Here is a 23,078-nt window from a genome sequence, read left to right on the forward strand (position 1 = left end):
ATTGGTAGTAGGAGGGAAACTCTTCCATGAGTTTTCTTTTTAGTTCATGGTTAGTGAAAAATCTTCAGTTGGTTGTTCTGGGCAATGTGCAAAGATTTGCTGAACCCGGGGGTGATGGCTCTTCCTCTCTCCTCTGAAAAGCGTACTGCCGACACGACGAATAGAGCGTCTCTTTAGCATAGGTTCACTCTCATTGGCTTCTTCAGTTGCTGCAAAAAACCTATGATGTTCTGTGAGATGGGTAGATGGTCTTTTCTTATGCTGAGGTTTTTCTGCGTGCTCAGGATGATGTTTTTCCTCCTCTACTGGGGGGATGGACATGGGAGCCGGAACATGGGTATCAGAGGTTTTTGCGGGTTCGGCCTCAGTTTTTTTCTTTGGCTTCTTATTAATAACCATGGTACCCGAGGGGTTAATAATCTCTTCATCATCCTCTGGAGGTTGCGAAGATATCTCTGATTCCTTGGTAGATTTTTGATTTTCTTTTTCTTTAGGTTGTGCTGTTTCCTCGGGTACCTCATCTGTTTCTGGAGGTTCTTTTTTCTCCTCCTCTATTTCATTTTCTTCTGCACTATTATACGCCCTTATGTCATCTAAATGTTCTATAAAATAAGCTTTTAAATTAGTAGCTTCTGTGCGGCCCAGGCTATTAAGTTCTTCCGACGGTAAAAATTCGAATTGGATAAAATGGGTGCGGAAAGTTGGATCATCATAATCCAGCTCAATATCTATTTCCTCCGCTGTAGTTATCCTTTCCACTCTAAAATAACCAAAGGAAAGAAGATGAACTGCTTGGCGCCACCATGGGGAGAGATTCCAATCTTTGTTTAACAGAGCAGTTTCAATTTCTTGAGAGATTTGAGAAAAAAATTTCTCTGAGTAGTTTGTATAGCACTTTATCGCTAATTGTTCAGCAATTCTATTAAGCCGGGGCTCACCAGGTTTGCGTTCTGAAATCGCTACAAATATTTCATTGGCTTGCTCTAAAAAATCGGCCTCTGTGTGGTCCTGGTTTTCTAAGAGTTCGCCAATTATCTTAAGTTCGTTAGAAATCCCTAACGTTTCTGCTGATAACATCTCCTCAAGACAATTATTAAATTGTGAGGGATGAGTAATATAGCGGAGCAATTTCTGGAATTGTTCTATTGAAAGTCTTTTGTTTGCCTCAGGTCGTGTTAATTCTTCTACAAGAATGGATAAATTGATAATTGAGGGACAAGGATTTTGAAAATGAGAGCGGGCAGTACAGGTTAACTCTTCAAAATTATCGGGGATTTCGTCCAATTGCGTCAAAATCAAGAATTCCTTGAGTGCCATCCCTATCTGATAGGACATAAGCGGTTCAATTTGAATATGGGTAGAACTCGCCTTGGGTAAGTGATCCGAATAATCCTCATTAATGCATTCAAGAAATTCCGGAGGAGCATACCGGGGACTACAGCGTAGCTCTTGGGCAAGGGGCTGGGGCGAACGTACGAAGGTTTTTCGATCACTGACCAATAGTCGATTATAATCGATCAAAAAATTTTCTAACTTAATATCAGGATGATAGGCATTTGCCTCTTTGAGTTTAAGACAAAATTCATTAACTTGAGTGAAATAGTATTTTGCTGCTGTTGCAATTGCCAGCTGTTTTTTTAACTCCTCTTTCTGCAGGGGCTGAGTCTTAAACCTCTTTGCCACATCAAGCAAACTTCCTTGTCTGGCAAACTGACTTAATACAACGGGTTTAAATTCTATTTCTTTTTTATCCTCAGTTAGGAATTTCCACATAAACAGTGCAAAATCATCCGCAAAGTATTTAACCACGGGATAAGAATGAAGTTCTTGTTCAAAACTCAAATAATTTCGGTCTTCCACCCGAAACACCAGTGTTTCTTCCCAACCTTTCATTTGGAATTTGAAATTATAATTATTGACGTGCTTATCACCCAATGGTTCAGTCCTATAGTTAGAACTCACCAGTTCGCTTTCACCTTTAATTGCCCTAATTTTTTCTTTAGCCAAATCTAAAATTTGTGCATGTTCCTCAAGTTGGGTTTTCAACCCAGAATCATGATCAGCTAAAAAAACAAGCTTGCAACATAGATTGAGATATTGTTTTTCAGAGGCTTTGAAAGAGCGGCTATCTTTTAACAAGGCGTCGCGCTCTTGCAACAGCTTATAGAGGTCCTTTTCGTTTGATTCTATAGAGGGTTGTTTTTCGATGGGCGCATTTCTTGCAACGGCCCTTGCAAACTCTATTCCTTTGAACAGGAAAGAACCATCAGGATTTATTCCAAAAGCTTCTAGATTTGCTCGCCAACTTTGTGAATCTCTGTCTGTTAACCATTCATATTCTTCATTACCTATCGGCATAGAGTTAGTATAATAGTTAATTTTTTGTAAAAAGAATAAGCGCTGAATTGCATCTTGTTCAGGGACGCGATTAAAATCATTAATCAGTTTAAGCAATCTTCTATGTTTAAGACGATTGAGACTTGATATCTTTAAAGGCATGAATACTCCAACTCAAAAAAGTAATGGGGACGAGAAATCTATTAATGCCAGTTGAGAGTGTTTTGTTGGTAAGAAAATCTCAAAATGGGCATATAAATTTTCAATGAAAGTAAAAATTTGCCAAAAATTAACACAGTATAATTTACCTTTCAAGGAATTAATTACCTGAGGAAACTACTATCGTAAAGGGGCTGTTTTATGATTTAATATTCATTATTTTCCAGCTTAAGAAAGGTTTGCCATGACTTTTGTAGTAACAGAAAGTTGCATTAAATGTAAGTATACTGATTGTGTTGAAGTTTGCCCCGTTGATTGTTTTTATGAAGGCCCCAATTTTTTAGTAATTCATCCCGATGAGTGCATTGATTGTGCCTTATGTGAACCAGAATGTCCGGTCAATGCAATTGTCTCTGAAGATGATTTAACACCCGAACAGCAGCAATTTAAGGAATTGAACGCCGAACTTTCGAAAACATGGCCGAATATTACTGCCAAAAAAGATGCTCCCCCTGATGCTCAAGATTGGGAAGAGGTAAAGGATAAACTTCAATATTTACAGAAAGAGTGGTAGAAATCACCTCACTTGCTGAATCATGTCAGCGAATCCTTAGTGAAAAAGGACGACTTTCTACAGCCATACATGGATTTGTGGCGCGTAAGCCACAAACTGATTTGGCTGTGGCGATTGCTGCAGCAATCGAAGAAAAATCGATTTTAATTGCCGAAGCAGGTACGGGCACAGGTAAAACGTTTGCTTATCTGCTTCCTTCCTTGCTTAGTGGCAAAAAAGCACTGATTTCTACAGCTACAAAAACGTTACAAGATCAACTCTATCAAAAAGATTTGCCTACTTTAGTTAGAGCGTTAGGATTGTCTGCGCGTATACAAAACCTTAAAGGACGCGCCAATTATATATGTCCATATCGAGTTGAATTACATTCTGAAGAAGGTCAATTCCAAAGCCCTCAATGCGCCCATGAAATTGCCCATGTGCGCAGTAAATTATCGCAGATGAAAAATGGGGATCGCTCAGAATTACCCGAAATCAGTGAAGATTCCCCTGTATGGCCTTATGTCACCTCTACCGTGGATAATTGTCTGGGTAATGAATGCACGCACTATGAAACCTGCTTTTTGCTTAAAGCACGCAAGCGCGCCTTGGATGCTGATGTAGTCGTGATCAATCATCATCTTTTTTTTGCCGATTCACGCTTGAAAGAAGAGGGATTTGGAGAGTTATTGCCAGGAGTGGACATCATTATTTTTGATGAGGCACATCAACTGGCCGAAATTGCAAGCCACTTCAATGGGGAACGTATTGGCACCCGTCAATTTCGTGATTTACTGGATGATGTACTTAAAGAATGGCCTGTAATGGATCTTGCAAATCAACCATTAAAATCCTTAAGCCATAAAACGGATCAGCTGCTGGATGAGTTATTGAATTGCTTATCGGGAATGGATGAACGACTCAGTTGGGAAGAGATAAAGAATAATAAAACCTTTATGAGGGTTTGGGCTGACTGGTTGGCAATCAAAGATGAAGTGCTGGAGTGTTTCAGCGAACTGTCCCTGGGCGAGTTCCCGGGACTTGCACGCTGTAAAGAAAGATTATTGGAATTTTCCCGGATTTTAGTTTTATTTACCCAGGAAAATAATAAAAAAATACGTTGGCTGGAGCGCTTTAAGCATACTGTAGTATTTCATACTACGCCTTATGATGTGGCTGAAACATTCAGCGGTTTGCTCCTGCGCCAGGAGTGCACTTATGTATTTACTTCGGCAACTTTAACCCTTGGAGATTCATTTGATTGTTTTTGTAAACCATTGGGTTTGCATGGAGCCCGGACCTTATTATTACCCAGCCCATTTGATTACCGGCAGCAAGCTTTGCTTTATTTGCCCCGAGGGTTACCTGATCCGAAGAATCCGGCTTATTATGAAATACTGGTATCGCGAGCGATTCCTTTAATTGAAGCATTGGGCGGCCGCTGCTTTTTTCTATTTACCAGTCATAAAGCGTTAAAGCAAGTTGCTCAAATGATGGGCCGTGTTTTAAGCTATCCCTTATTAATCCAGGGAACCGAGGCAAAACCTATTCTATTGGAACGTTTTAGACAACTTGGGAATGCTGTTTTATTAGGAACTGCAACTTTTTGGGAAGGGGTAGATGTAAAAGGTGAAGCACTTTCTTGTGTTATTATTGACAAACTGCCTTTTTCAAGTCCGGTTGACCCTGTAATTCGTGGTAGAATGGCTTATTTAAAAGAGAAAGGCTTATCAGGTTTTGATGAGTTATCTTTACCTGGTGCCGTCATTGCTCTAAAGCAGGGGGTAGGGCGTTTAATTCGGGATAATACGGATAGAGGGGTATTAATGATAGCAGATCCTCGACTCACCAGTAGGGAATATGGCGGGCGTATTTTATCCAGTTTGCCGCAGTTACCTAAAACCCGCGATGAGCAAAAGGTGCTGAAATTTATTAAAGAATTAGAACTGAATGATGAAACTATTAGCTATTGATACATCTACTGAGACAGCAAGTGTGGCTTTGCTCACTGGCACTGAATTACTTTGTGAAACACAAAATAATCAAAGAACACATGCACAGTTTATTTTATCCATGATTGATAAGGTGATGGTAAATGCCGGTGTTCACATGAATCAGTTGGATGCCATTGTCTTTGGCCGTGGCCCAGGAAGTTTTACCGGTTTACGGATTGCCTGCAGTATTGCAAAAGGACTGGCTTATGCTAACGATTTGAATTTAATCCCAGTGAGCAGTCTGGCTGCTATTGCGTGGTCAGCCCGGCAAAAGCAGAAGAGTGAGATACCGGTTTTGGCAGTACTGGACGCCCGGATGCAAGAGATGTATTGGGCGTACTTTCCCCACAATCAATGGATAGCTGAGGAGCATGTTGCTCCCGTGCATCAACTTAGCCTTTCGGTAAATGAACCTGTAATCCTTGCTGGAGTCGGTATAGACTTATATTGGGATGAATTTGTTCCAGAGATAAAAACACAAATCTGTGAGAAAATAACAGTGAATCCTGCAGCAGAAGCTATGATTCAATTTGCACTGTTTTCTGGACAAAAGTCCATTTCGGCGGCTCAAGCCCAACCTGTATATGTACGAAATAAAGTGACTTAGCTCATAGGAGAATTTGGTGGATAGAAAACTTTTGGAAATATTGGTATGCCCTTTGTGTAAAGGAAAATTATTACTAAAAAAGCAAGAGCTTATTTGTAAGTTTGATCGATTGGCATTTCCAGTCCATGATGATATTCCGGTCATGCTGGAGCATGAAGCACGAGTGCTTTCATTGGAAGAGAAGGATAGTCTATAAAACTGGCGCAGCCTGATTTGAACACCGGAACATGGATTATCTGTTCACTGAGGTGTGGCCAGGCTGTGTGGTTCACGACCTGGTAATATACTTTTTACGCCAATACAATAGAAATGCCGGCACCATCATAATCACAATTCCCATAGAAAAAACCAGACGAAAATGACCGGCGCTGCCAAAATTCATAAATTCAACTGGAGGGATAAATCCTACTATCAAAGTCATAGTGCAGCCGCATAAACCCAAAATACAAGTCAGGTAGTAACCCGCTTTTTTACCTGGGATTGCAAAAGGCCTTTCAAGATGGGCAAATTTGCTTTTTAATTTCCAGGCTGCAATAAACATCAAAACATACATCATGATATAAAGTTCCGTGCTTAACGCGGTAAATAACCAATAGATCGCGTTTACACTTGGAAATAATAGAAAGCCGCTGCATAAAAGGGTAACCAAAACAGCCTGGGTTATTAAAATGCGCGAGGAAATTCCCCGTTTATTTAATTGGCACATAAATTTTGGCAAGAAGCTATGATTTGCCGCCATGAGCAACCCTTTCGCCGGCGAAATTATCCAGTTAATCATGCTGCCCAAACTGCCTAATAATAATAATCCAATCAAAATAGGCAACAGCCACTCAAGATTGTATGCCTGAAAAAAGTTGTTAAAGGCCTGCAGTACCCCATCAATTAAACTGATTTTCTCTTTGGGCAGGACAAAAGCTATAGCTAGAGAACCAAAAATCATGGTGCTTAAAATAAGGAGCACCGAAAAAAACATTGCTTTGGGAAAATTAACTTGTGGATTTTTTACATTACGGACATGTACCGCCGCCAGCTCCATTCCTAAAAATGAGGTCATGATTGCCGTGAGAGAAACCCAGGATTGGGTGTCTTTCCAATGGGGGAGCAAATTAGAAGGGCTTAGATCAATTGCTATAGGATTTCCTTTAATAACCCATATTAATGCAAGAAAAATGATGAATCCCATGGGAAGGATCATCCCTATTATGGCACAAAGCCCTGCAAAATGCGCTGATGCGCGTAATCCGGACAATGCAATTAAAGTTAATGACCAGAATATAACCAAAATTACTGAAATTAAATAATATTTATTTTGGGCGAGTTCAGGATTGATTAGATAAGCAAGGACCCCTGCGATAAAAGAAAGAATGGTTGGATACCAAACCAGGGTGTTGATCCATTGTAACCAAATGGTAAAAAATGCGAGATTTTCGCCATAAGCATGTTTTACCCAACTGTAAATCCCGCCTTCCTCATCAGACCAGGTTGACGATAACTCTGCTGAGACCAAAGCTACCGGAATTAAAAAAACAATGGCAGAAAAAATAAAGAAAAATATTAACGAAGATCCGAATAGAGCGGTTCCTGGTAGATTTCTTATACTATCAATCGCTCCTGTAATCAGTAAAACAAGTGCCAGGACGGATATTTTTTCGGAAGACCAATGGTTCATTAATTAAATCGACTTGTTAAAATGGTAGGCATTATATAGGAAGTTAGCCATGGACGTTACTATTTATTTTAACATATAGAATCAACTTTGCTGTTTTGCAAAATTAAAATCCTCGAAATTTCATCTTTTAGGAGCAGGCTGAGAATTATTTGTTTGCATGTGCCGACAGATTTTTACAGAATCTGAACTACGCCAATTACTCAATCCTTATAAAATCTGGGGCACTTATTTAAAATCATAGAGTTATGGAATTCTCCAAACTTGGCACATCTTCATACGAATCATCTTTTTTGTTCGGTTTTTTGGCATTAAAAAAGGAAGTTTTTTTACTTTCCTGATTTTGAGGTTCAAAATTCTTCTTTAGTCCCTTCAGGAAATTATCGAATTCGAGAAATACCTCAATTTTTAATTGATAATCGGACTCCAGGTGATCACTGTTCGTTGTATAAAATTCTACAGCCTCTTTACTGAGAGCTGAGATTTTTTTTTGCAGATCATCTTTTGATTTGCACAGTTTACTGATTTTGTTTGCCTGTTCTGTCAGTTGACTGAATTTAACTTTATAAGTTTCAAGGTCCATTCTAATTCCTTTTAAATTAATGGTTTATTTTAAAACACGAAAAAATAAAGCATTTCCTGTTAGAAAGTTGGAAAATATACATTCCATAACTGTTGTAACTTATATTAATTGATTTTGGTAGATCTCGTTTTTAACTATTTTGGTTTTCTCTATTGAAACCACCTTTACAGGAGGGGGAATTTAGAACATTTTTGTTCCTGCTTTCCCATTCTTCGGGAGTGAATAAATGCATGCTTAATGCATGCAGTCCCCGTTCAAACTCCTTTTTCAACAGGTGATTTAATAATCTGTGACGAGCGAGTCTGGATAGAGCAGAAAACTGTGAGGAAACCACAGTAATTTTGAAGTGTGTCTGTGCATTTTCAGGAACATGATGCTGCCCTGATTCATCTTCTACATTTAAAAAAACTGGAGCTAACTCATGATTTAACAATTCTTCAATCCGGTTTTTACGCGACATATTTAACTCTTTTATATAAAAACATAATAAAAAAGCCGCCTTGAAGCGGCCTTTTAAAAGATACACCTATATTCTGCAGTTTGCAGGAACATATCTGTCATCAGCAGCATTACTGACTGCACAAGTCCAGGTAATTGGATCTGTTGGTGGTGTACCAGGAACCAGCGCTGCACCATTCGCTTGCGGAGTTAGGGTAAGAACCACATTATTTGCCTGAGCCGTATATGTAATGGTTATTACTCCCGTATTTGCAGCAACAGCTACGCTCTGGACGTTCTGAGTCGGATTTGCAAAACTCCAACCCAGGCTCAAATCGGCAGCTCCGGTTGTTGCATTTTCAGAAACCGTCGTTTTTGCTGACGATGCGATACTTAATCCCTCTGTCACGCGCGCTCTGATAACATAATCCTGATAAGCCGGGATAGCGATAGCAGCAAGAATACCAACGATTGCCACTACTATCATCAACTCAATTAAAGTAAAGCCTTTTTGTTTCATTATTTGCTCCTAATGATTGGTACAACGATAAATATGCAAAGGAAATGCCATTTATCAAAACTTACATACAAATAGGCCAAAACAACGATACAACCTGCCATGGCTAGAAAAGGAAGTCCACTTTACTTTTACTTTTTACTTTCTTTTCCTCTTTTTAGTGTAGCAGAACCCGAAGAGGCTTGCTTGCTTGAAACAACAATTACTGCTTTAAAGCGTCAACTTTGATTTCTTCACCAAAAATCATTAAAATTTTAGCCTTAAGTAGGGAGGAAATACACTAATTTCTTTCCCGGTTTTCCTTAAGACTACAATTTGAAACTATTTGAGTACTTTGGGTACGAGTTGATTCTTTAAACGCACATAATCAGGCAATCCATTAACATATTCTGGATAGGCTTCGCCTTGAATCAGAGGGGAAAGATATTTTCTGCAAGCATCGGTAATCCCCATCCCATCTTCGGAAATGTATTCTGCAGGCATGTCTTTTTCCTGATTGGCAACATCGGCTAATGGGACATGGCCTATAGACCACTGATAGGGCTCATCTTGTTCGCGAATGATAATCGGCATAATGGCATTTTGACCTTTGACGGCATATTCCACTGCTGCTTTACCCAGGGCATAAGCCTGCTCAAGATCCACTTTTGAAGCAATGTGGCGAGCTGCTCGTTGTAAATAATCTGCGACTGCCCAGTGGTACTTATAATTCAATTCAGTTTTGATGAGTTGGGCAATAACAGGCGCAACACCCCCTAATTGGGCATGGCCAAAAGCGTCACGAAGACCCGCATCACTTAAAAATTTTCCTTCGGTATTACGGATTCCTTCTGAAACTACTACAACACAATAACCATAGTTTTTGACACACTCATCCACTTTACTTAAGAATTTGGCTTGCTGAAAAGGGACTTCAGGCATCAGAATAATGTGGGGCGGCTCTTCAGGATGTTGACTTGCCAAGCCGCTGGCAGCTGCAATCCATCCTGCGTGGCGTCCCATTACTTCTAAAATAAAGACTTTCGTTGATGAGGCTGCCATAGATGCAACGTCAAAACCCGCTTCGCGAGTAGAAACCGCCACGTACTTGGCTACAGAACCAAAACCAGGGCATGTATCTGTGAAGGGAAGATCATTATCTACAGTTTTGGGAATTCCAATACAGGTAATGGGATATCCCATTTTAGAACCGATTTGCGATACTTTATGTGCTGTATCTTGGGAGTCTCCCCCACCGTTGTAGAAAAAATAACCTATATTGTGGGCCTTAAATACTTCGATCAAACGGTGATATTCATCCCCATCATTTTTTAATTTATAACGACAAGAACCAAACGCCCCGGAAGGAGTTTGTAGTAATTTGGCAATGTCGGAGTCGCTTTCCAGGGACGTATCGATGAGTTCTTCATTTAGCGCGCCAATAATTCCGTTTTTTGCAGCATATACTTTACCAATTTGCTCCGGGTAAAGTTTGGCTGTTTGAATAACACCACAAGCGGAAGCATTAATTACTGCAGTAACGCCACCTGATTGGGCATATATTGCGTTTTTTGTTGTCATTCTTTCTCCTGGTTTAAAATTACCTCTCTCCTGGACTTGTGGAGAGGGCAAGAGTGAAGTTATGTTATTGAGTTAAATTCTAATTTTCTGGTTTTCATATTCACTAATTACAGCATCAATACTCTGAATTAATTCTGCAAAAGGCGTTGCCAGTTCTTCGATTGAGGCAGCATGCTCAGCCAGTTTTTCCACGCGAACCACTTTCTTTTGTAAGGTAGGGACGCCGGAAAAACAACATGCTCCGTGAAGCTTATGTGCCGCTTCCCCTATTTTTTTAACATTTTTATCATGCATTAACTGGATGAATTCCTCGCGATTTTTATGTAATTCCTCAACAAATCGTGCAAGAAATTCTTCAGCAAGAGCTTGATTTCCGGAGACTTTTTGTACGCATAATTGCCAATCAATAGCAGCATGTTTTGCTTTGTCTGCAATGCGGATAATCTGTGAGAGTAATTGTTTTTCATCTATAGGTTTTTGCAAGCAAAAATCTACACCTGACTTTTTCAGATCGATGCTGTTCACATCGCTGCCATTTGCACTAATTAGCACTATAGGCGTATGCCGGTTAAGCTGTGATTTTTGACGAATAAGTCGAGCTGCTTCCAGCCCATTTATTTTAGGCATCTGCAAATCGAGCAAAATTAAATCAAACTTCTTGTCATTACACGCTGAAATAGCCATTTCGCCATCATCAACTGAAGTCATATTTGCATGAGTACCTAATAAGGAATTCAGCAGCATTTTGTTCACAGGGTTATCTTCAGCGATAAGTAAATCCGGATGCATGAAGCGTAATTGTTCCCGCAAACCGTCCAATTCATGATTGACCGGTTTTTCAATATTTTCCTGGCTGGTAAGTGATTCAATTACATCCTGAAGCTTTTGAATGCTGATTGGCTTATATAAAAAGCCCTGAGCCCCTAACGCCGTGTAGTCATTAATAGCCCATTTCGAAATCAGTACGTAGGGGAAATAATTATGTTCGGAAATGAGTTTGGCAATCTTCTGCTCATAACCCTTATTGATATTGAGAAAAGCAATATTGCAGTCTTTATTATGCTCAAGAGCCTTCGCAAGATGGTTAAATGATGCTACGGGAACACATTGTATTCCCCAATAACCTAATCCATTGCATAAGGCTTCCAGATGCAGGGAATTATCATCAAAACATAACATTTTAAAATGCGCGAAGGGGTGTATCTGATTTTTCTCTATTTCATAGGCAACCAACTTTTCAGCCTTAACGTGCGCAGTAAAACTTGAGCCTTTGTTCAGCTCACTGGTAAAGGTAATGCGGCCTTGCATCTCTTCACAGAGTTTTTTACAGATAACCAAACCCAGTCCAGAGCCTCCGTAACGACGGGTAATGCTCGTATCGGCCTGATTGAAAGCGGTGAATAATTTACTTTGATCTTCAGGGGAGATGCCCAGGCCAGTATCGGTGATTGTAATGCATAGGGTGTAATCTTTATCTGTTTCCTGTTCTACTTTAGTACGGACTAATACATAACCATGATCCGTAAATTTAACGGCATTAGTGACTAGGTTGGTGATAAATTGCTTGATTCTAAACGGGTCGCCCAAGACAATTTTAGGTACGTTGACATCAGTAATGGGAATCAAATCGATTCCTTTTTTATGGGCATTGGGGGCTGCAAGTGTAAGCACTTCGTCAATACAATGACGTATGTTTAATGGAATGCAATCAAGATGAAGTTTTCCAGCATCAATTTTAGAAAAATCAAGGATGTCATTAATGATTCCTAATAAATCCTGGGCGGATGCTTTAATGGTTTTTACATAATCCAGCTGCAAGGGATCCAGTTTGCTTTCCAATAAAACATTAGTAAAGCCAATAACCCCATTCATTGGCGTACGGATTTCGTGGCTCATATTGGCGATAAATTCGGATTTTTGCCGGCTTTTTTCCTCAATTTTTTTCTTTTCAAGCGATAGTTCAATATTCTTCTCTTCCAGTAACTCCAGACTTTGCTGTAAATCCTCAGTAGCTACTTCGATGTGTTGATTCAAATCGCGAATTGTCTCAAGGTATTTCTTTTGTAAATGGGCACAACCTTGTTCAATGATACCCAACTCCCCCGGACTCGATAATTTAATTTCTGTTTCGAACTCATTGCGCAAAATTTGTTTCATGCTGCGACGTAAGCGGGAAATAGGTAAATAAATCCGTTTGGAGAGGAAGTAGTGGATGGTTAATCCCATCAGCAAACCAAATAAGGTAATAAAAATAGTGACGATAAGCATTTGGTAACGCTTGATTATCATTGAGCGAGTATCAATGTCGATGGATAACCAGCCTAAAATATCATCGGCACGAGTTGCCATTGGACTGAGAATGTTCTTGAGGGGAGAGTTAGAATAAAGATTGAATTTAGGAATAGTGACAGGCGCAATAAAATTAATTGTAAAAGGATTTATTTGCTTGCTTTCAATATAATCCCCTGTAAATTTTGGGGGATCGAATGGTTTATTTAAGGAATGTTTGCCGCCGCGATAAGCAAGCAATTGTCCATCGCTACTGTAAAATGCGAGCGCTTTAACTTCAGGATTGATGGTGGATGCATTAATTAAACCTTGCAAAGTCCGATCATCACCTCGAAGCATGGCATATTGTGCTGCTGGAAGTAACTGGCGTATGTAGGCTTCACCCAGGCGTGACATGTGTTGTTTTAAGTCATTACCAAACAGCCCATTATAAAAAATGGCAAGGAGCAGGGCGACAAGGAAGGCTGGAATCAGGGTGGTAATTCTCAGTTGATATTTAATACCAATGCTTTTCAAAATGACTCACCAAATAGTTCGGATAATACATTAATTTTAGCTTGCATAGAGCTCACTGTATTGAGGGTAGCTTATAAATATTCTTCACCAAGACTGCAAAGTCAGTTATTATAGCCCGATTATTTTATCCCTTACAATGTGGAAGAGATTATGACAGTTAGAACCCGATTTGCACCAAGCCCGACTGGTTTTTTACACGTAGGTGGAGTCAGAACTGCCTTATTTTCATGGCTTTATGCAAAGCGTCATCAAGGCAAGTTTGTTTTGCGCATTGAAGATACCGATCAGGAACGTTCTACTAAGGAATCGGTGCAAGCTATTCTGGATGGGATGGAATGGTTAGGTATGGATTATGATGAAGGTCCTTTTTTTCAAACCGAACGTTATACTCGTTACCATGAGGTGGCTCAACAGTTTTTGAATGAGGGCAAGGCTTATCGCTGTGAGTGCAGCAAAGAGCGTTTGGAAGATTTACGAACTGCACAATTGGCCGCTAAAGAAAAACCACGGTACGATGGTCATTGCCGAGATAAAAATTTACCTGTATCGGACAAACCTTTTGTCATCCGTTTTAAGAATCCTGAGCAGGGCACTGTATCTTTCCATGATCAAGTTTATGGAGAAATCCATGTAGCGAATAGTGAATTGGATGATCTAATTCTTGTACGTTCTGATGGCCACCCGACCTATAATTTTGCTGTGGTTATCGATGATATAGATATGAAAATAACCCATGTCATCCGCGGGGATGATCATATCAATAATACGCCGAGACAAATTAATTTGTTTCAGGCACTTAATGCTGAAATTCCAGTTTTTGCCCACTTACCTATGATTTTAGGGGAAGATGGAAAACGTTTGTCCAAAAGACATGGTGCGGTGAGTGTATTGCAATTTAAGGAGTTAGGTGTATTGCCTCACGCTTTATTAAATTACCTGGTGCGTTTAGGCTGGTCTTATGGTGATCAGGAAATATTCAGTATCAACGAAATGGTTGATCGCTTTGATTTAAAAAATGTGAGTCGGGGTGTTTCCAGCTTTAACTATGAAAAACTGTATTGGTTAAATCAGCATTATCAAAAAAATGATCCTGCTGAAGAGGTTGCTGAATCATTGCGTTGGTATTTTGAACAAGCAGGTATCGATGTAACAAAAGGGCCTAAATTAACCGACCTGGTGGCGATTCAGGCTGAGCGTTGTAAAACCCTGGCCGAAATGTGCCAAATGAGTTTGTATTTTTTTACAGATTCAATTGAATATGATGAAGCTGCAGTGAAAAAACATTTGCGGCCAGTTATTCTGGAACCATTAACAGCACTTTATGAACGGTTACAAAAAGTAGATGTTTGGGAAAAAGATCATTTGCAAGAATGCATTAACGACATCAGTGCAGAATTTGACATTAACATGGGGAAAATCGCCCAACCCTTGCGTGTTGCGGTAACCGGTTCGGGTATGTCTCCATCCATTGATATGACCTTGACTTTATTAGGCCGGGAAAGGGTGCTAGCACGCCTGAAAACTGCGTTGGAACAATTGAAAATTAGGGCCCAAACGAATAGTTGAGTTTGCTTTATTCGTTTCTGATCTGCAGGCAAAACCCCAAGCTTGCCTGCAGGTGGTGCTCTTATTTGTGTGAAATAGAATGAGCAAATAACAGGGACAAATATAATTTTTAAAAAAAGGAATAGTCACTCATGAAAGGCAAAACACATTTAGTAGCATTGGCATTTATTGCTTCATTAATTTTACCTTATTCTTATGCCGCCACTTCTGATTCCTCTACAAACATTACTGAGCAATTACAGAAAGAAATTGATAATTACTTTAATAAATACAGTAAAAAAGAAAAATTTACTGCTATTGCCGCCTCAGTCCTGATCCCCCAAAATCGATTGAGCAATGCGAAAGAAATTAAAACTGTAGTGCACGGAACTATAGGATATCCTCCTTTATCCCAGCCCATTAATCCCACTAATTTGTTTGATATAGGAAGTATTACCAAATCATTTACATCCCTTATCCTTTTACAACTGCAAACAGAAGAAAAATTATCCCTTGATGATCCCTTAGGCAAATGGCTGCCTCAGTATTCCAATTGGAAAACTGTGACTTTAAGACAGTTATTAAATATGACCAGCGGTATTCCCAATTATTCAGAAGATGAGGAATTCTCTCAAAAAATGGAATCTCATTTGGATGCTGTCTGGACCGATGAAGAACTATTAAAGTATGCACATCCTGAAAAACCGCTTGAAAAGAGATCGGGTAATCTTTATGAATACTCTAATTCCAATTATATATTGGCTGCTTTAGTAATTGAAAAAGTAACTCATGATTCTTTTGCCAACCAATTAAAATTGCGAATTATTAATGCACAAAATGGCTTGAATAATTCTTTCTATCTTGCAGGCCCCGATGCGCAAGCGGTTGAAAAATCAATTGAAGATCGTAGGGTACATGGCTATTTTTACGATGAGAAAAAGAATAAATTAATTGATACACTGACTAATGATTTATCCTGGGCAGCAGCTGCAGGCGCCATAGTTGCCGATACAGAAGATGTCGTACACTGGGTACAATTACTTTATCGCGGAACATTGATTAAACCTATCTTCAGAGAAAGAGCTTTGGCTGAGCTTGAATCTGTCGTTTCGATGAAAACAGGTCAACCTATACCCAAGGTATCGGAAAACGATCCTTTTGGGTTTGGATTAGGGGTAGGGTATCTTTATGATAAAGAACTTAAACAGCGTTTTTGGGTTTACAAAGGAAGTACTTTAGGGTTTCGTGTGATGTATTTCTGGCAGGCTTGTAATAATGTAACCACTGTAGTCGCATTAAACAGCAAGGGCGGTGAGGGGAATCCTGAATCCAAACTAGGTGATGAAATCCTCAAAGCAAATCAAAGCCTGTATAAGGTTATTTTAAAAAATTATCCTGAGCTTCAATGCATGTCCTAGATATTTTCTTACTTTAGACTCCTTCCTAGATGTGGGAGGAGGTCTTTCATATAGAAAAAATTCAAATGATAAAGTACTACGGGGCATCTTATTGTGTTTATAATATAAACCATGTAATATATTTCCACTTTAAGATTTAAAAGTAAGCATATTATGGGTAAAGAAAATGAAGATCTCTCTTTAAATGAAGATCTCTCTTTATCAGAAAAGAATGAGAATACCTCCCCAAATGATGAGAATCTCCCACCGTCTCCACCTGCATCATTGAAAATTAATAAAAAAACTGCTCGTTTTTTTATTTCGATTGCCAAAAAAGACGTGCATTCTTTTATAATGCTGGGGTTGTATGATGCCAAGAACAACAAAATCCAGCATTTGCTTTGTCGGGTGGGAAAGTTTGGAAACCTTAATGTTAAAGATCCTGACTATGTAATGAATATGCAGTTCCTCTGCAATGCGCTTTTTTTTAGCAATAAGGCGAGATTAGCTGATGAAGGGATTTGGCGCGAAAAAATAGGTGGAAAGCCAATCTCTTATCAAGCCTATGATATAACTTATGAGCAGTATTTGGAATTTGTGCAAGTGTTGGAGTCATTGCAAACACCTGAAAATGAATTTGGATGTTATAAACCCGATATTCTTGAAGATTCAAAAGAATCGCAAAATACAGATGATGGCAATGATGAGGAAGTTACCCTAACCTATACTATAGAAAAGCTTTTTCTTCCAGTAGATGTCAGTGAAATAGAGCAAAGCGTTAGTGGATTGAGTGTACATAATACATGCAGGCACTCAGCAATCGAACTCGTAGAAAAGGTTCAACATGGAGTTGGTTCTCTGGTTTCTTCCAATTTTATCAACGACTTACCCTATGAAACCTGTTTGATTTATGGAAAACCGAGTGAAGATATTCCATTTTACGTGCTTCCAGCGCCACCAACAGCGTTTGTTCAATTAGATGAAATAAAAGCAAAAGTGATTTCCAAATTATATACCCGAATGGAAAATATGCTTCGTTTAGAGCCTGATTCGCCACAAACCCAAAAAAAGTTTTTGAGGTTAAAGGAACTATATTTAGACATCGTTGGGCCACAAAAGGACTCATCACTTGAATCCTTAATACAAAACATTAAGGAGTGGAAAGCGACCAATACAAGTGACTTGGAGGTTTTAAGGAAAACCTATTTTTGGGACTATTTACCTTTCTTCAAAAGAACATCTTCGACTATGAAACTTATTAAAGAAGTAGAACATGATCTCGAAGTAGAGATAGACAACAGACCACATGGGTAGAATAATAACTTGTATTTCCAGCAAGGGAAAAAAAACATATCATTAAGAATTCTTGTGTTTGCCGTGTAGAAATTACCAATTTAAACCAATCAAAGGAGTGAATATGAAGCTTTATTATGCCAAGTCAGCGTGCTCTTTAGCTGTTCGCGTTGTTCTCAATGAGTTAGGCATTGAATTTCAAGATGAAGAAGTGGATTTAAAGGCAAAAAAAACCCAGTTTGATAAGGATTATTTATCAATTAATCCCAAAGGGGCAGTACCTGCACTTTATCTGGATAATGGTGATGTGCTGACTGAAAATCAGGTTATTTTGCAATATCTAACTGATATAACCCCGGGTCAAAAACTCTTGCCTCCAGTGGGTGATTTAAGAAGGTATCATACTTTGGAGTGGGTGAATTATGTTGCTACCGAATTGCACAAGACGGTAGGAATGTTTTTTTATCCAAATCTCAATGAAGAAACCAAAAACATTTTCATGTCTGTGGTTAACTCTCGTTTGAAGTACGTTAATGAACGTCTTGAGCACGGACCTTATTTGATGGGTAAGGATTTTAGCTTACCGGATGCTTATCTATTTGTCGTACTGAGATGGGCTTATTATTTTAAATTTGATCTTTCACCATATAAACATTTGGAACAATTTATGAAAAATGTTGCAGAACGTCCAGCTGTTGCGGTTTCACTCCAACAAGAAAAACTGTAACAAGTTCTTTCTGTTTCATTGATAAGGAGCATTTGCATTGGGATATTCTATCAGTTTGTTGCCTTGCAATTCAAATGCTCCTCAAGTTGTGTTTGCTTTGGAAAGATAATTATTAAATCGTAATTATTTTGGGGGTGTGCGTGACTATAGAATCTTCTTTTCGCGGGGGATTAGAGCTTAATTTTGCCTCGGAAGGTAAATTTGAAAACACCGATGGAGCAGCCCAAGAGAGCATGGCGCCTATTATCGCACGCAATGCAGTACGCTTTTTAATGATGGGGTGGACGAAACAGTGGACTGAGTTTTTAACTTCAGCTGTTGCTCATGCTGTTTTTGTAAAAAGAGATCATGAGTTATTACGTGAACTACGATTGGCTTTTCAACAAGGTTTTTTAGAAGTTTTTAGACAGTTAAAGGATAAAAAATTAACTTCTGAGCAAAAGGAACAATTTAATCTTTATCTGAGTAATTGTTTGGCTTTACTCCCTTACGGAGATTTAACTCCCTACGAATCCTTTCAAATCCCTCAATACATAGATGATCATTTAGAACTGGTTGAGTATCAGGTAAAGCCGATAGAATTAACAGCAAGAACAGGGTGGCAACAATATTTCATTAAAGATGAAGACCGTGTTTTCGCTTATGGACTTGAACCTTTATTCCAAAACAAAGCGGAATCCCACTTAATTTTTATGGGTACTACCTATCCTGCAGGACAAGGCTTCTTGCCTCAAGTGAATACTGATTCTAAAGGTTTTGAAACAGTAGGGAAGTCACTTTATCGTACGGGGCGCTCTAGAATCCACGAATGGTTGGGTACACAAAAAAATAAAATACATGTATGTGGAGTTAGTTTAGGAGGATCTTTAAGTTTATTATTAGCTCTCGATAAGGGGAATTATTCATTGTCGCGTGTTGATGCCTTAAATCCTGCCGGACTCCATGATTCCTGGTTCAAAGACACAGACGATCACTGGGATAACTTAACTGATAAACCGTTAGTTGTTGTCCAAAAGCAAGGTAATGATCCCGTGTCAGCTTTTGGGATCTGGAAGGACGATTGGATTATCTTACACGTAACCCCACCGCCTGATAAACAGGGACCGAATCCATTTTGCGATCATTTTTTAAATTATGCAGGTTTTGCGGATACAACATTTACCTATATTAAACCCGAACAGGACAATTCAAATCGAAAAACGCGCAATTTATTACTTTATACTCTGGGTAGAAGTTTAATTTATGGTCTTTTTCTACTGCCCTATACTTATGTAGTGCGTCCCATTGTCTATTTCTCCCTAAATTACTGGATGTTTTCAGTACCCCTTCTAGGAATAGGTGTTGGTATTGGGCTTACGCTGGCGGGCATTTTGCCCCTAGTTCCCCTGTTAATTATGGCGGGGGGATTAATAGCCACGGTTTTGGGATATTCCTCTTATCTTTCTGATAGAAAAAAATTTGAAACTTCTTCTCCCATTCAGGGACTTATAGAAAAGGAGGGGCTTCCCGCTATGCATCATCCGTCTTTATCCCGCAATCCAACCATGGATATTTATAAAGAGGAAAATAGCGTCAATGTAAACCTTACTTATCAGCAAATCCACACTTACTATGATGTAATGCGCCGCTTGGTTAAAGGAAAAAATTTTTTGCCAGATGATGAGAAGAAAAGCAAGCATGTACCAGGATACAATAAAAGGGATTTGCTTATGGAAAGCTCGGATTCGCAAAAAGCCGGTTACACTATTCCTTTTACAGTTACTAAGGCTAAGGCAGCTCATATCCGCCATACCTTGAGTCTGGTACACCAATTGGGGATAGAAAACGAAAAATTAAAGGCTGGTTTGGATAAATGCTACACTGAATATTGTATCGGTAAACATAGATGATCTCATTTATTAACTAAATTGTTGTGCGAAGGAGATTTATTCAACAAAAAAAACAGGAGGTTGAATATGTCAAATGAAAAAGTGTTCAAAGGGGGGGTAGAGCTCAAGTTTTTTGAGCAACAAGAGTTTGAATCTCTCGAAGGGGTGGATGCTTCCCAGGTAAATCCTATTTTAGCCCGGAACATATTGCGTTTATTTACTATGGGGTGGACAAACTCCTGGACTCAATTTTTAAATCCGGTCGTTTTATATTCTTTCTTTCTTCAGCGGGACATAAATTTATTGAAAGAAATTCGTTTGGCGATGCAACAAGGATTTTTAGAACTGTTTAGTCAATTACAAGAACACAAATTGAGTTGGGAGCAAGCCGAACAAGTTCAACTTTATTTAAGTAATTGCTTATCTATGCTGCCCTATGGTGACCCCACGCCTTATGAGGCTTATAAAATCCCGCAATATATTGAGAATCATTGGGAGTTAATAGAATATCAAATTACCCCAATTGAACTGACTGAAAGAAATTTTTGGAAGCGGCCATTTACATATGACCATGATCGTGTTTTTGCTTATGGGCTAAAGCCAATGTTTCACAGGGAAGCAGAGTCTCATTTAATTTTTATGGGCACCACCTATCCTGCAGGCCAAGGGTTCCTAACCCAAATAAAAACCGATTCAAAGGGATTTGAGTCCGTAGGCTTCTCCTTATACCGCAGTGGCAGGGAACGAATTCACACGTGGCTATGTCAACAAAAAAATCCGGTACATGTTTGCGGGGTAAGTTTGGGGGGTGCTTTAAGTTTGTTACTCGCTCTTGATAAGGGGGATTATAAACTATCTCGTGTCGATGCATTGAACCCTCCGGGACTTTTTGACCCTTTATTTAAAAGTCGATATGACTTTTGGGAAGAACTCGCGGAGAAACCAAGGGTAGTGGTGCAAAAACAGGGCAATGATCCCGTCTCGGCGTTTGGCATTTGGAAACCTGATTGGGAAATTCTGCAAGTAATACCTCCAAAAGACAAGCAAGGCCCTAACGCTTTTTGGGATCATTGCTTAAATTATGCTGGTTTTGCAGATACAGAGTTTAAATATATTTCAGCTGAATTTGACAATGCCCAGCGCAAAACACATCATCTTTTTCTTAATGCGGCAGTAAGATCGTTTATCTATTATTATGTGTTAGTGCCTTTCAATTATACATTTCGTCCCTTAGGATATTTTATGGTGAACAAATTGTTCCCTCAATTTGCCCGGATGACGATTCCTCAAGAATTTTCCGCTCTTCCCAAAATTCATCATCCTGCTTTACCACGCATTGAAACAATGGATATTTATAATGAAGAAAATGCTATAGAAATAGAGCTTTCTTACCAACAAATCAATACTTATTATCAGGTAATGCGTGGTCTTTTGAGAAATAAAAACTTTATACCTAATGAAAACAAAGAAAACTGCCATGTTCAAGGGATGACCAAGAAGGATTTATTGACTGAAAGTACTGATTCAAAAAAATCGCATCTAACCGTTTTTTTTAAGGTAACCAAAGCTAAAGCGTCTCATATAATTGATACTCTAAACCTGGTTCGTCAATTTGGTATTGATAATAAAGAAAAAATTAAATATGAAGTTGAGAAAAACTACGAACTCTATCGGTTAGGCAAGCACTAAAGGTATTAACTTCTGAAATAATATCCTATTTGATATGAGATATAGTTTGGTGATTGAAATAGGAAACTCCGAATAAAATAGTCCGAGTTTCCTGTTGGGCATTTTTTGAAAATTACTCTAAAAACGAAAAATTAGATGGGCGGCAACCGAATAGAGAAAAGGGTAATAAGAGTCTGCAGGACTAAGTTGGGATTCTCCATAACCGGCAGTAAAATTACCAGCAACTTCCCCTGTAATATGTTCGGTAAAATTATAGTTTACCCCCACCGTAAAAGTAGGGCCTGGGCGCCAGTCGTCGACCACAATATCCTTACGATGCACACCGGCAACTCCCGCACCTGAAAAGATTTTCATATGGGAGTGAGGAATAGGAACCATGAGTTTTCCCAGCAGTGATACGACTTCAGTTTTTGTGGTTAAGACTTCTAAACCGTCATGATCGAAGCTGAACAAACTGATAGAATCGAAATGAACATTTGCTTCTGGAAAGTGCATGTAGTTGGCTTCGATTGCAAAAAAACGGGTAAACTCATACCCAGCTAAAACACCCCATGCACTCCCACCTTCTTCAACATCGATAGGAGTTGATAGCATCAAAGCCACATTTTGATTTTTTTCGCTTGGAACCAGGCCTTGCCAGGTAGTGGAACCAAAGCCGGCAATCGCACCTACATAAAAAGGATGGTGGGGTAAATTACTGGTCTCTGCCAAACAGGAAGATGAAGAAAGAAACAAGAATGAAAGTAAAAATAATTTTGAATTATACACAATAATTACTCTACCAAGATTGTTTTAATCAATTAGAATTGTTGGTTGGGCTTCAAACCCAACCTTAATCAGTGTCGATTATTATTGACAGGGTTTTTTAGTGGAACTGCAAATTCTGCCACGAGAATCAACCCCACCAAGGCGATAACAATTCCAGTTATCAAGACAATCTTGTTTTGTAGTGTAGGGTTGGGCTGCGCATGCTTTATCCAATGAACCATATACACTAACCATACGGGCATAAAGCATATTCATATCCTGGCACATGCCTGAGGGTAAGCCAGAACTGGTACAGTAACAGGTTGCTACTGTTTTAAATGAAGAACAAAAATTTACATCATTAGTAGGAACTGCATTACCGCAGGCAACAACATTTCCATTTGCAAAAACCGAGAAACTTAATAAAAACATAAGACCAGCAAAAAATCCCCGAATCATTTTTAACATCCTCTCTTAAGCCGAAATTTAATCTAATTTACTCTATCAGAAAAATAGCCTGGCTGCAAAAGATAGCTGTTATGACCGCAATTGTGTTGCAGGTGAGTTCTAATTAAGAGCAAACCGGATTCAAT

19 protein-coding genes are annotated in these 23,078 nt (G+C 39.0%); 10 read left to right on the forward strand and 9 right to left on the reverse strand.

Annotated elements, in window-relative coordinates:
- Positions 1-39 precede the first annotated feature (39 nt).
- Positions 40-2,499: a LegK7 family Dot/Icm T4SS effector kinase gene (gene legK7 / locus KYQ_RS19435; protein WP_010654035.1), complete on the reverse strand. Its 2,460-nt coding sequence runs from the start codon at positions 2,497-2,499 to the stop codon at positions 40-42.
- A 241-nt stretch (positions 2,500-2,740) separates the two neighbouring features.
- Here legK7 and fdxA point away from each other — a divergent pair, with 241 nt between their 5' ends.
- Genes fdxA through KYQ_RS03030 form a run of 4 tightly spaced genes read left to right on the forward strand, consistent with a single transcriptional unit; the run spans position 2,741 to position 5,846 of the window.
- Positions 2,741-3,070, forward strand: a complete 330-nt coding sequence (gene fdxA / locus KYQ_RS03015; protein ID WP_010654034.1) for a ferredoxin FdxA — start codon at positions 2,741-2,743, stop codon at positions 3,068-3,070.
- Positions 3,064-5,022 carry a DNA repair helicase YoaA gene (gene yoaA / locus KYQ_RS03020; RefSeq protein WP_010654033.1) on the forward strand — a complete coding sequence of 653 codons (1,959 nt, stop codon included), beginning with the start codon at positions 3,064-3,066 and terminating at the stop codon, positions 5,020-5,022. The genes fdxA and yoaA overlap by 7 nt, the downstream gene beginning before the upstream one ends.
- Complete coding sequence (gene tsaB / locus KYQ_RS03025; protein WP_019349641.1) at positions 5,000-5,650, forward strand: tRNA (adenosine(37)-N6)-threonylcarbamoyltransferase complex dimerization subunit type 1 TsaB; 651 nt, start codon at positions 5,000-5,002, stop codon at positions 5,648-5,650. The genes yoaA and tsaB overlap by 23 nt, the downstream gene beginning before the upstream one ends.
- A gap of 16 nt (positions 5,651-5,666) precedes the next feature.
- Positions 5,667-5,846 carry a Trm112 family protein gene (locus tag KYQ_RS03030; RefSeq protein ID WP_010654031.1) on the forward strand — a complete coding sequence of 60 codons (180 nt, stop codon included), beginning with the start codon at positions 5,667-5,669 and terminating at the stop codon, positions 5,844-5,846.
- 72 nt (positions 5,847-5,918) lie between these two features.
- Here the strand turns inward: KYQ_RS03030 and KYQ_RS03035 are convergent, their stop codons facing one another.
- From KYQ_RS03035 to letS, 6 genes are all read right to left on the reverse strand, one after another.
- The gene (locus KYQ_RS03035) at positions 5,919-7,319 is read right to left on the reverse strand and encodes an APC family permease (RefSeq protein ID WP_010654030.1); all 1,401 of its coding nucleotides are present in this window, start codon (positions 7,317-7,319) and stop codon (positions 5,919-5,921) included.
- Positions 7,320-7,554: 235 nt separating this feature from the next.
- Complete coding sequence (locus KYQ_RS03040; RefSeq protein ID WP_010654029.1) at positions 7,555-7,899, reverse strand: hypothetical protein; 345 nt, start codon at positions 7,897-7,899, stop codon at positions 7,555-7,557.
- Positions 7,900-8,029: 130 nt separating this feature from the next.
- A complete protein-coding gene (locus KYQ_RS03045; protein WP_029488967.1) occupies positions 8,030-8,359 on the reverse strand; it encodes a BolA family protein in 330 nt (109 codons plus the stop codon).
- A gap of 66 nt (positions 8,360-8,425) precedes the next feature.
- Positions 8,426-8,857, reverse strand: a complete 432-nt coding sequence (locus KYQ_RS03050) for a pilin (RefSeq protein WP_010654027.1) — start codon at positions 8,855-8,857, stop codon at positions 8,426-8,428.
- Positions 8,858-9,175: 318 nt separating this feature from the next.
- A complete protein-coding gene (locus KYQ_RS03055; protein WP_010654026.1) occupies positions 9,176-10,414 on the reverse strand; it encodes a 6-phosphofructokinase in 1,239 nt (412 codons plus the stop codon).
- Between the two features lie 72 nt (positions 10,415-10,486).
- A complete protein-coding gene (gene letS, locus KYQ_RS03060; RefSeq protein ID WP_115264584.1) occupies positions 10,487-13,222 on the reverse strand; it encodes a two-component system sensor histidine kinase LetS in 2,736 nt (911 codons plus the stop codon).
- A gap of 147 nt (positions 13,223-13,369) precedes the next feature.
- Between letS and gltX the strand changes: the two genes are divergently transcribed.
- The 6 genes from gltX to KYQ_RS03090 all read left to right on the forward strand — a co-directional run bounded on the left by gltX (position 13,370) and on the right by KYQ_RS03090 (position 21,738).
- On the forward strand, positions 13,370-14,785 hold the full coding sequence (gene gltX, locus KYQ_RS03065) for a glutamate--tRNA ligase (protein ID WP_010654024.1): 1,416 nt from the start codon (positions 13,370-13,372) through the stop codon (positions 14,783-14,785).
- Between the two features lie 131 nt (positions 14,786-14,916).
- A complete protein-coding gene (locus KYQ_RS03070; RefSeq protein WP_010654023.1) occupies positions 14,917-16,182 on the forward strand; it encodes a serine hydrolase domain-containing protein in 1,266 nt (421 codons plus the stop codon).
- Positions 16,183-16,335: 153 nt separating this feature from the next.
- On the forward strand, positions 16,336-17,475 hold the full coding sequence (locus KYQ_RS03075) for a hypothetical protein (RefSeq protein WP_010654022.1): 1,140 nt from the start codon (positions 16,336-16,338) through the stop codon (positions 17,473-17,475).
- A 103-nt stretch (positions 17,476-17,578) separates the two neighbouring features.
- The gene (gene gstA, locus KYQ_RS03080) at positions 17,579-18,181 is read left to right on the forward strand and encodes a glutathione transferase GstA (protein WP_010654021.1); all 603 of its coding nucleotides are present in this window, start codon (positions 17,579-17,581) and stop codon (positions 18,179-18,181) included.
- Positions 18,182-18,321: 140 nt separating this feature from the next.
- Positions 18,322-20,070, forward strand: coding sequence for a hypothetical protein (locus tag KYQ_RS03085; RefSeq protein WP_010654020.1), 1,749 nt, complete (start codon positions 18,322-18,324; stop codon positions 20,068-20,070).
- A gap of 66 nt (positions 20,071-20,136) precedes the next feature.
- On the forward strand, positions 20,137-21,738 hold the full coding sequence (locus KYQ_RS03090) for a hypothetical protein (RefSeq protein WP_010654019.1): 1,602 nt from the start codon (positions 20,137-20,139) through the stop codon (positions 21,736-21,738).
- Positions 21,739-21,855: 117 nt separating this feature from the next.
- On the opposite strand, the gene KYQ_RS03095 is transcribed toward KYQ_RS03090, so the two are convergent.
- Both KYQ_RS03095 and KYQ_RS03100 read right to left on the reverse strand, forming a co-directional pair.
- On the reverse strand, positions 21,856-22,506 hold the full coding sequence (locus KYQ_RS03095) for an outer membrane beta-barrel protein (RefSeq protein WP_010654018.1): 651 nt from the start codon (positions 22,504-22,506) through the stop codon (positions 21,856-21,858).
- A gap of 81 nt (positions 22,507-22,587) precedes the next feature.
- Positions 22,588-22,944, reverse strand: a complete 357-nt coding sequence (locus KYQ_RS03100; protein ID WP_010654017.1) for a hypothetical protein — start codon at positions 22,942-22,944, stop codon at positions 22,588-22,590.
- Between the last annotated feature and the right edge of the window lie 134 nt (positions 22,945-23,078).

Source organism: Fluoribacter dumoffii NY 23, assembly GCF_000236165.1.
Lineage (GTDB): Bacteria > Pseudomonadota > Gammaproteobacteria > Legionellales > Legionellaceae > Legionella > Legionella dumoffii.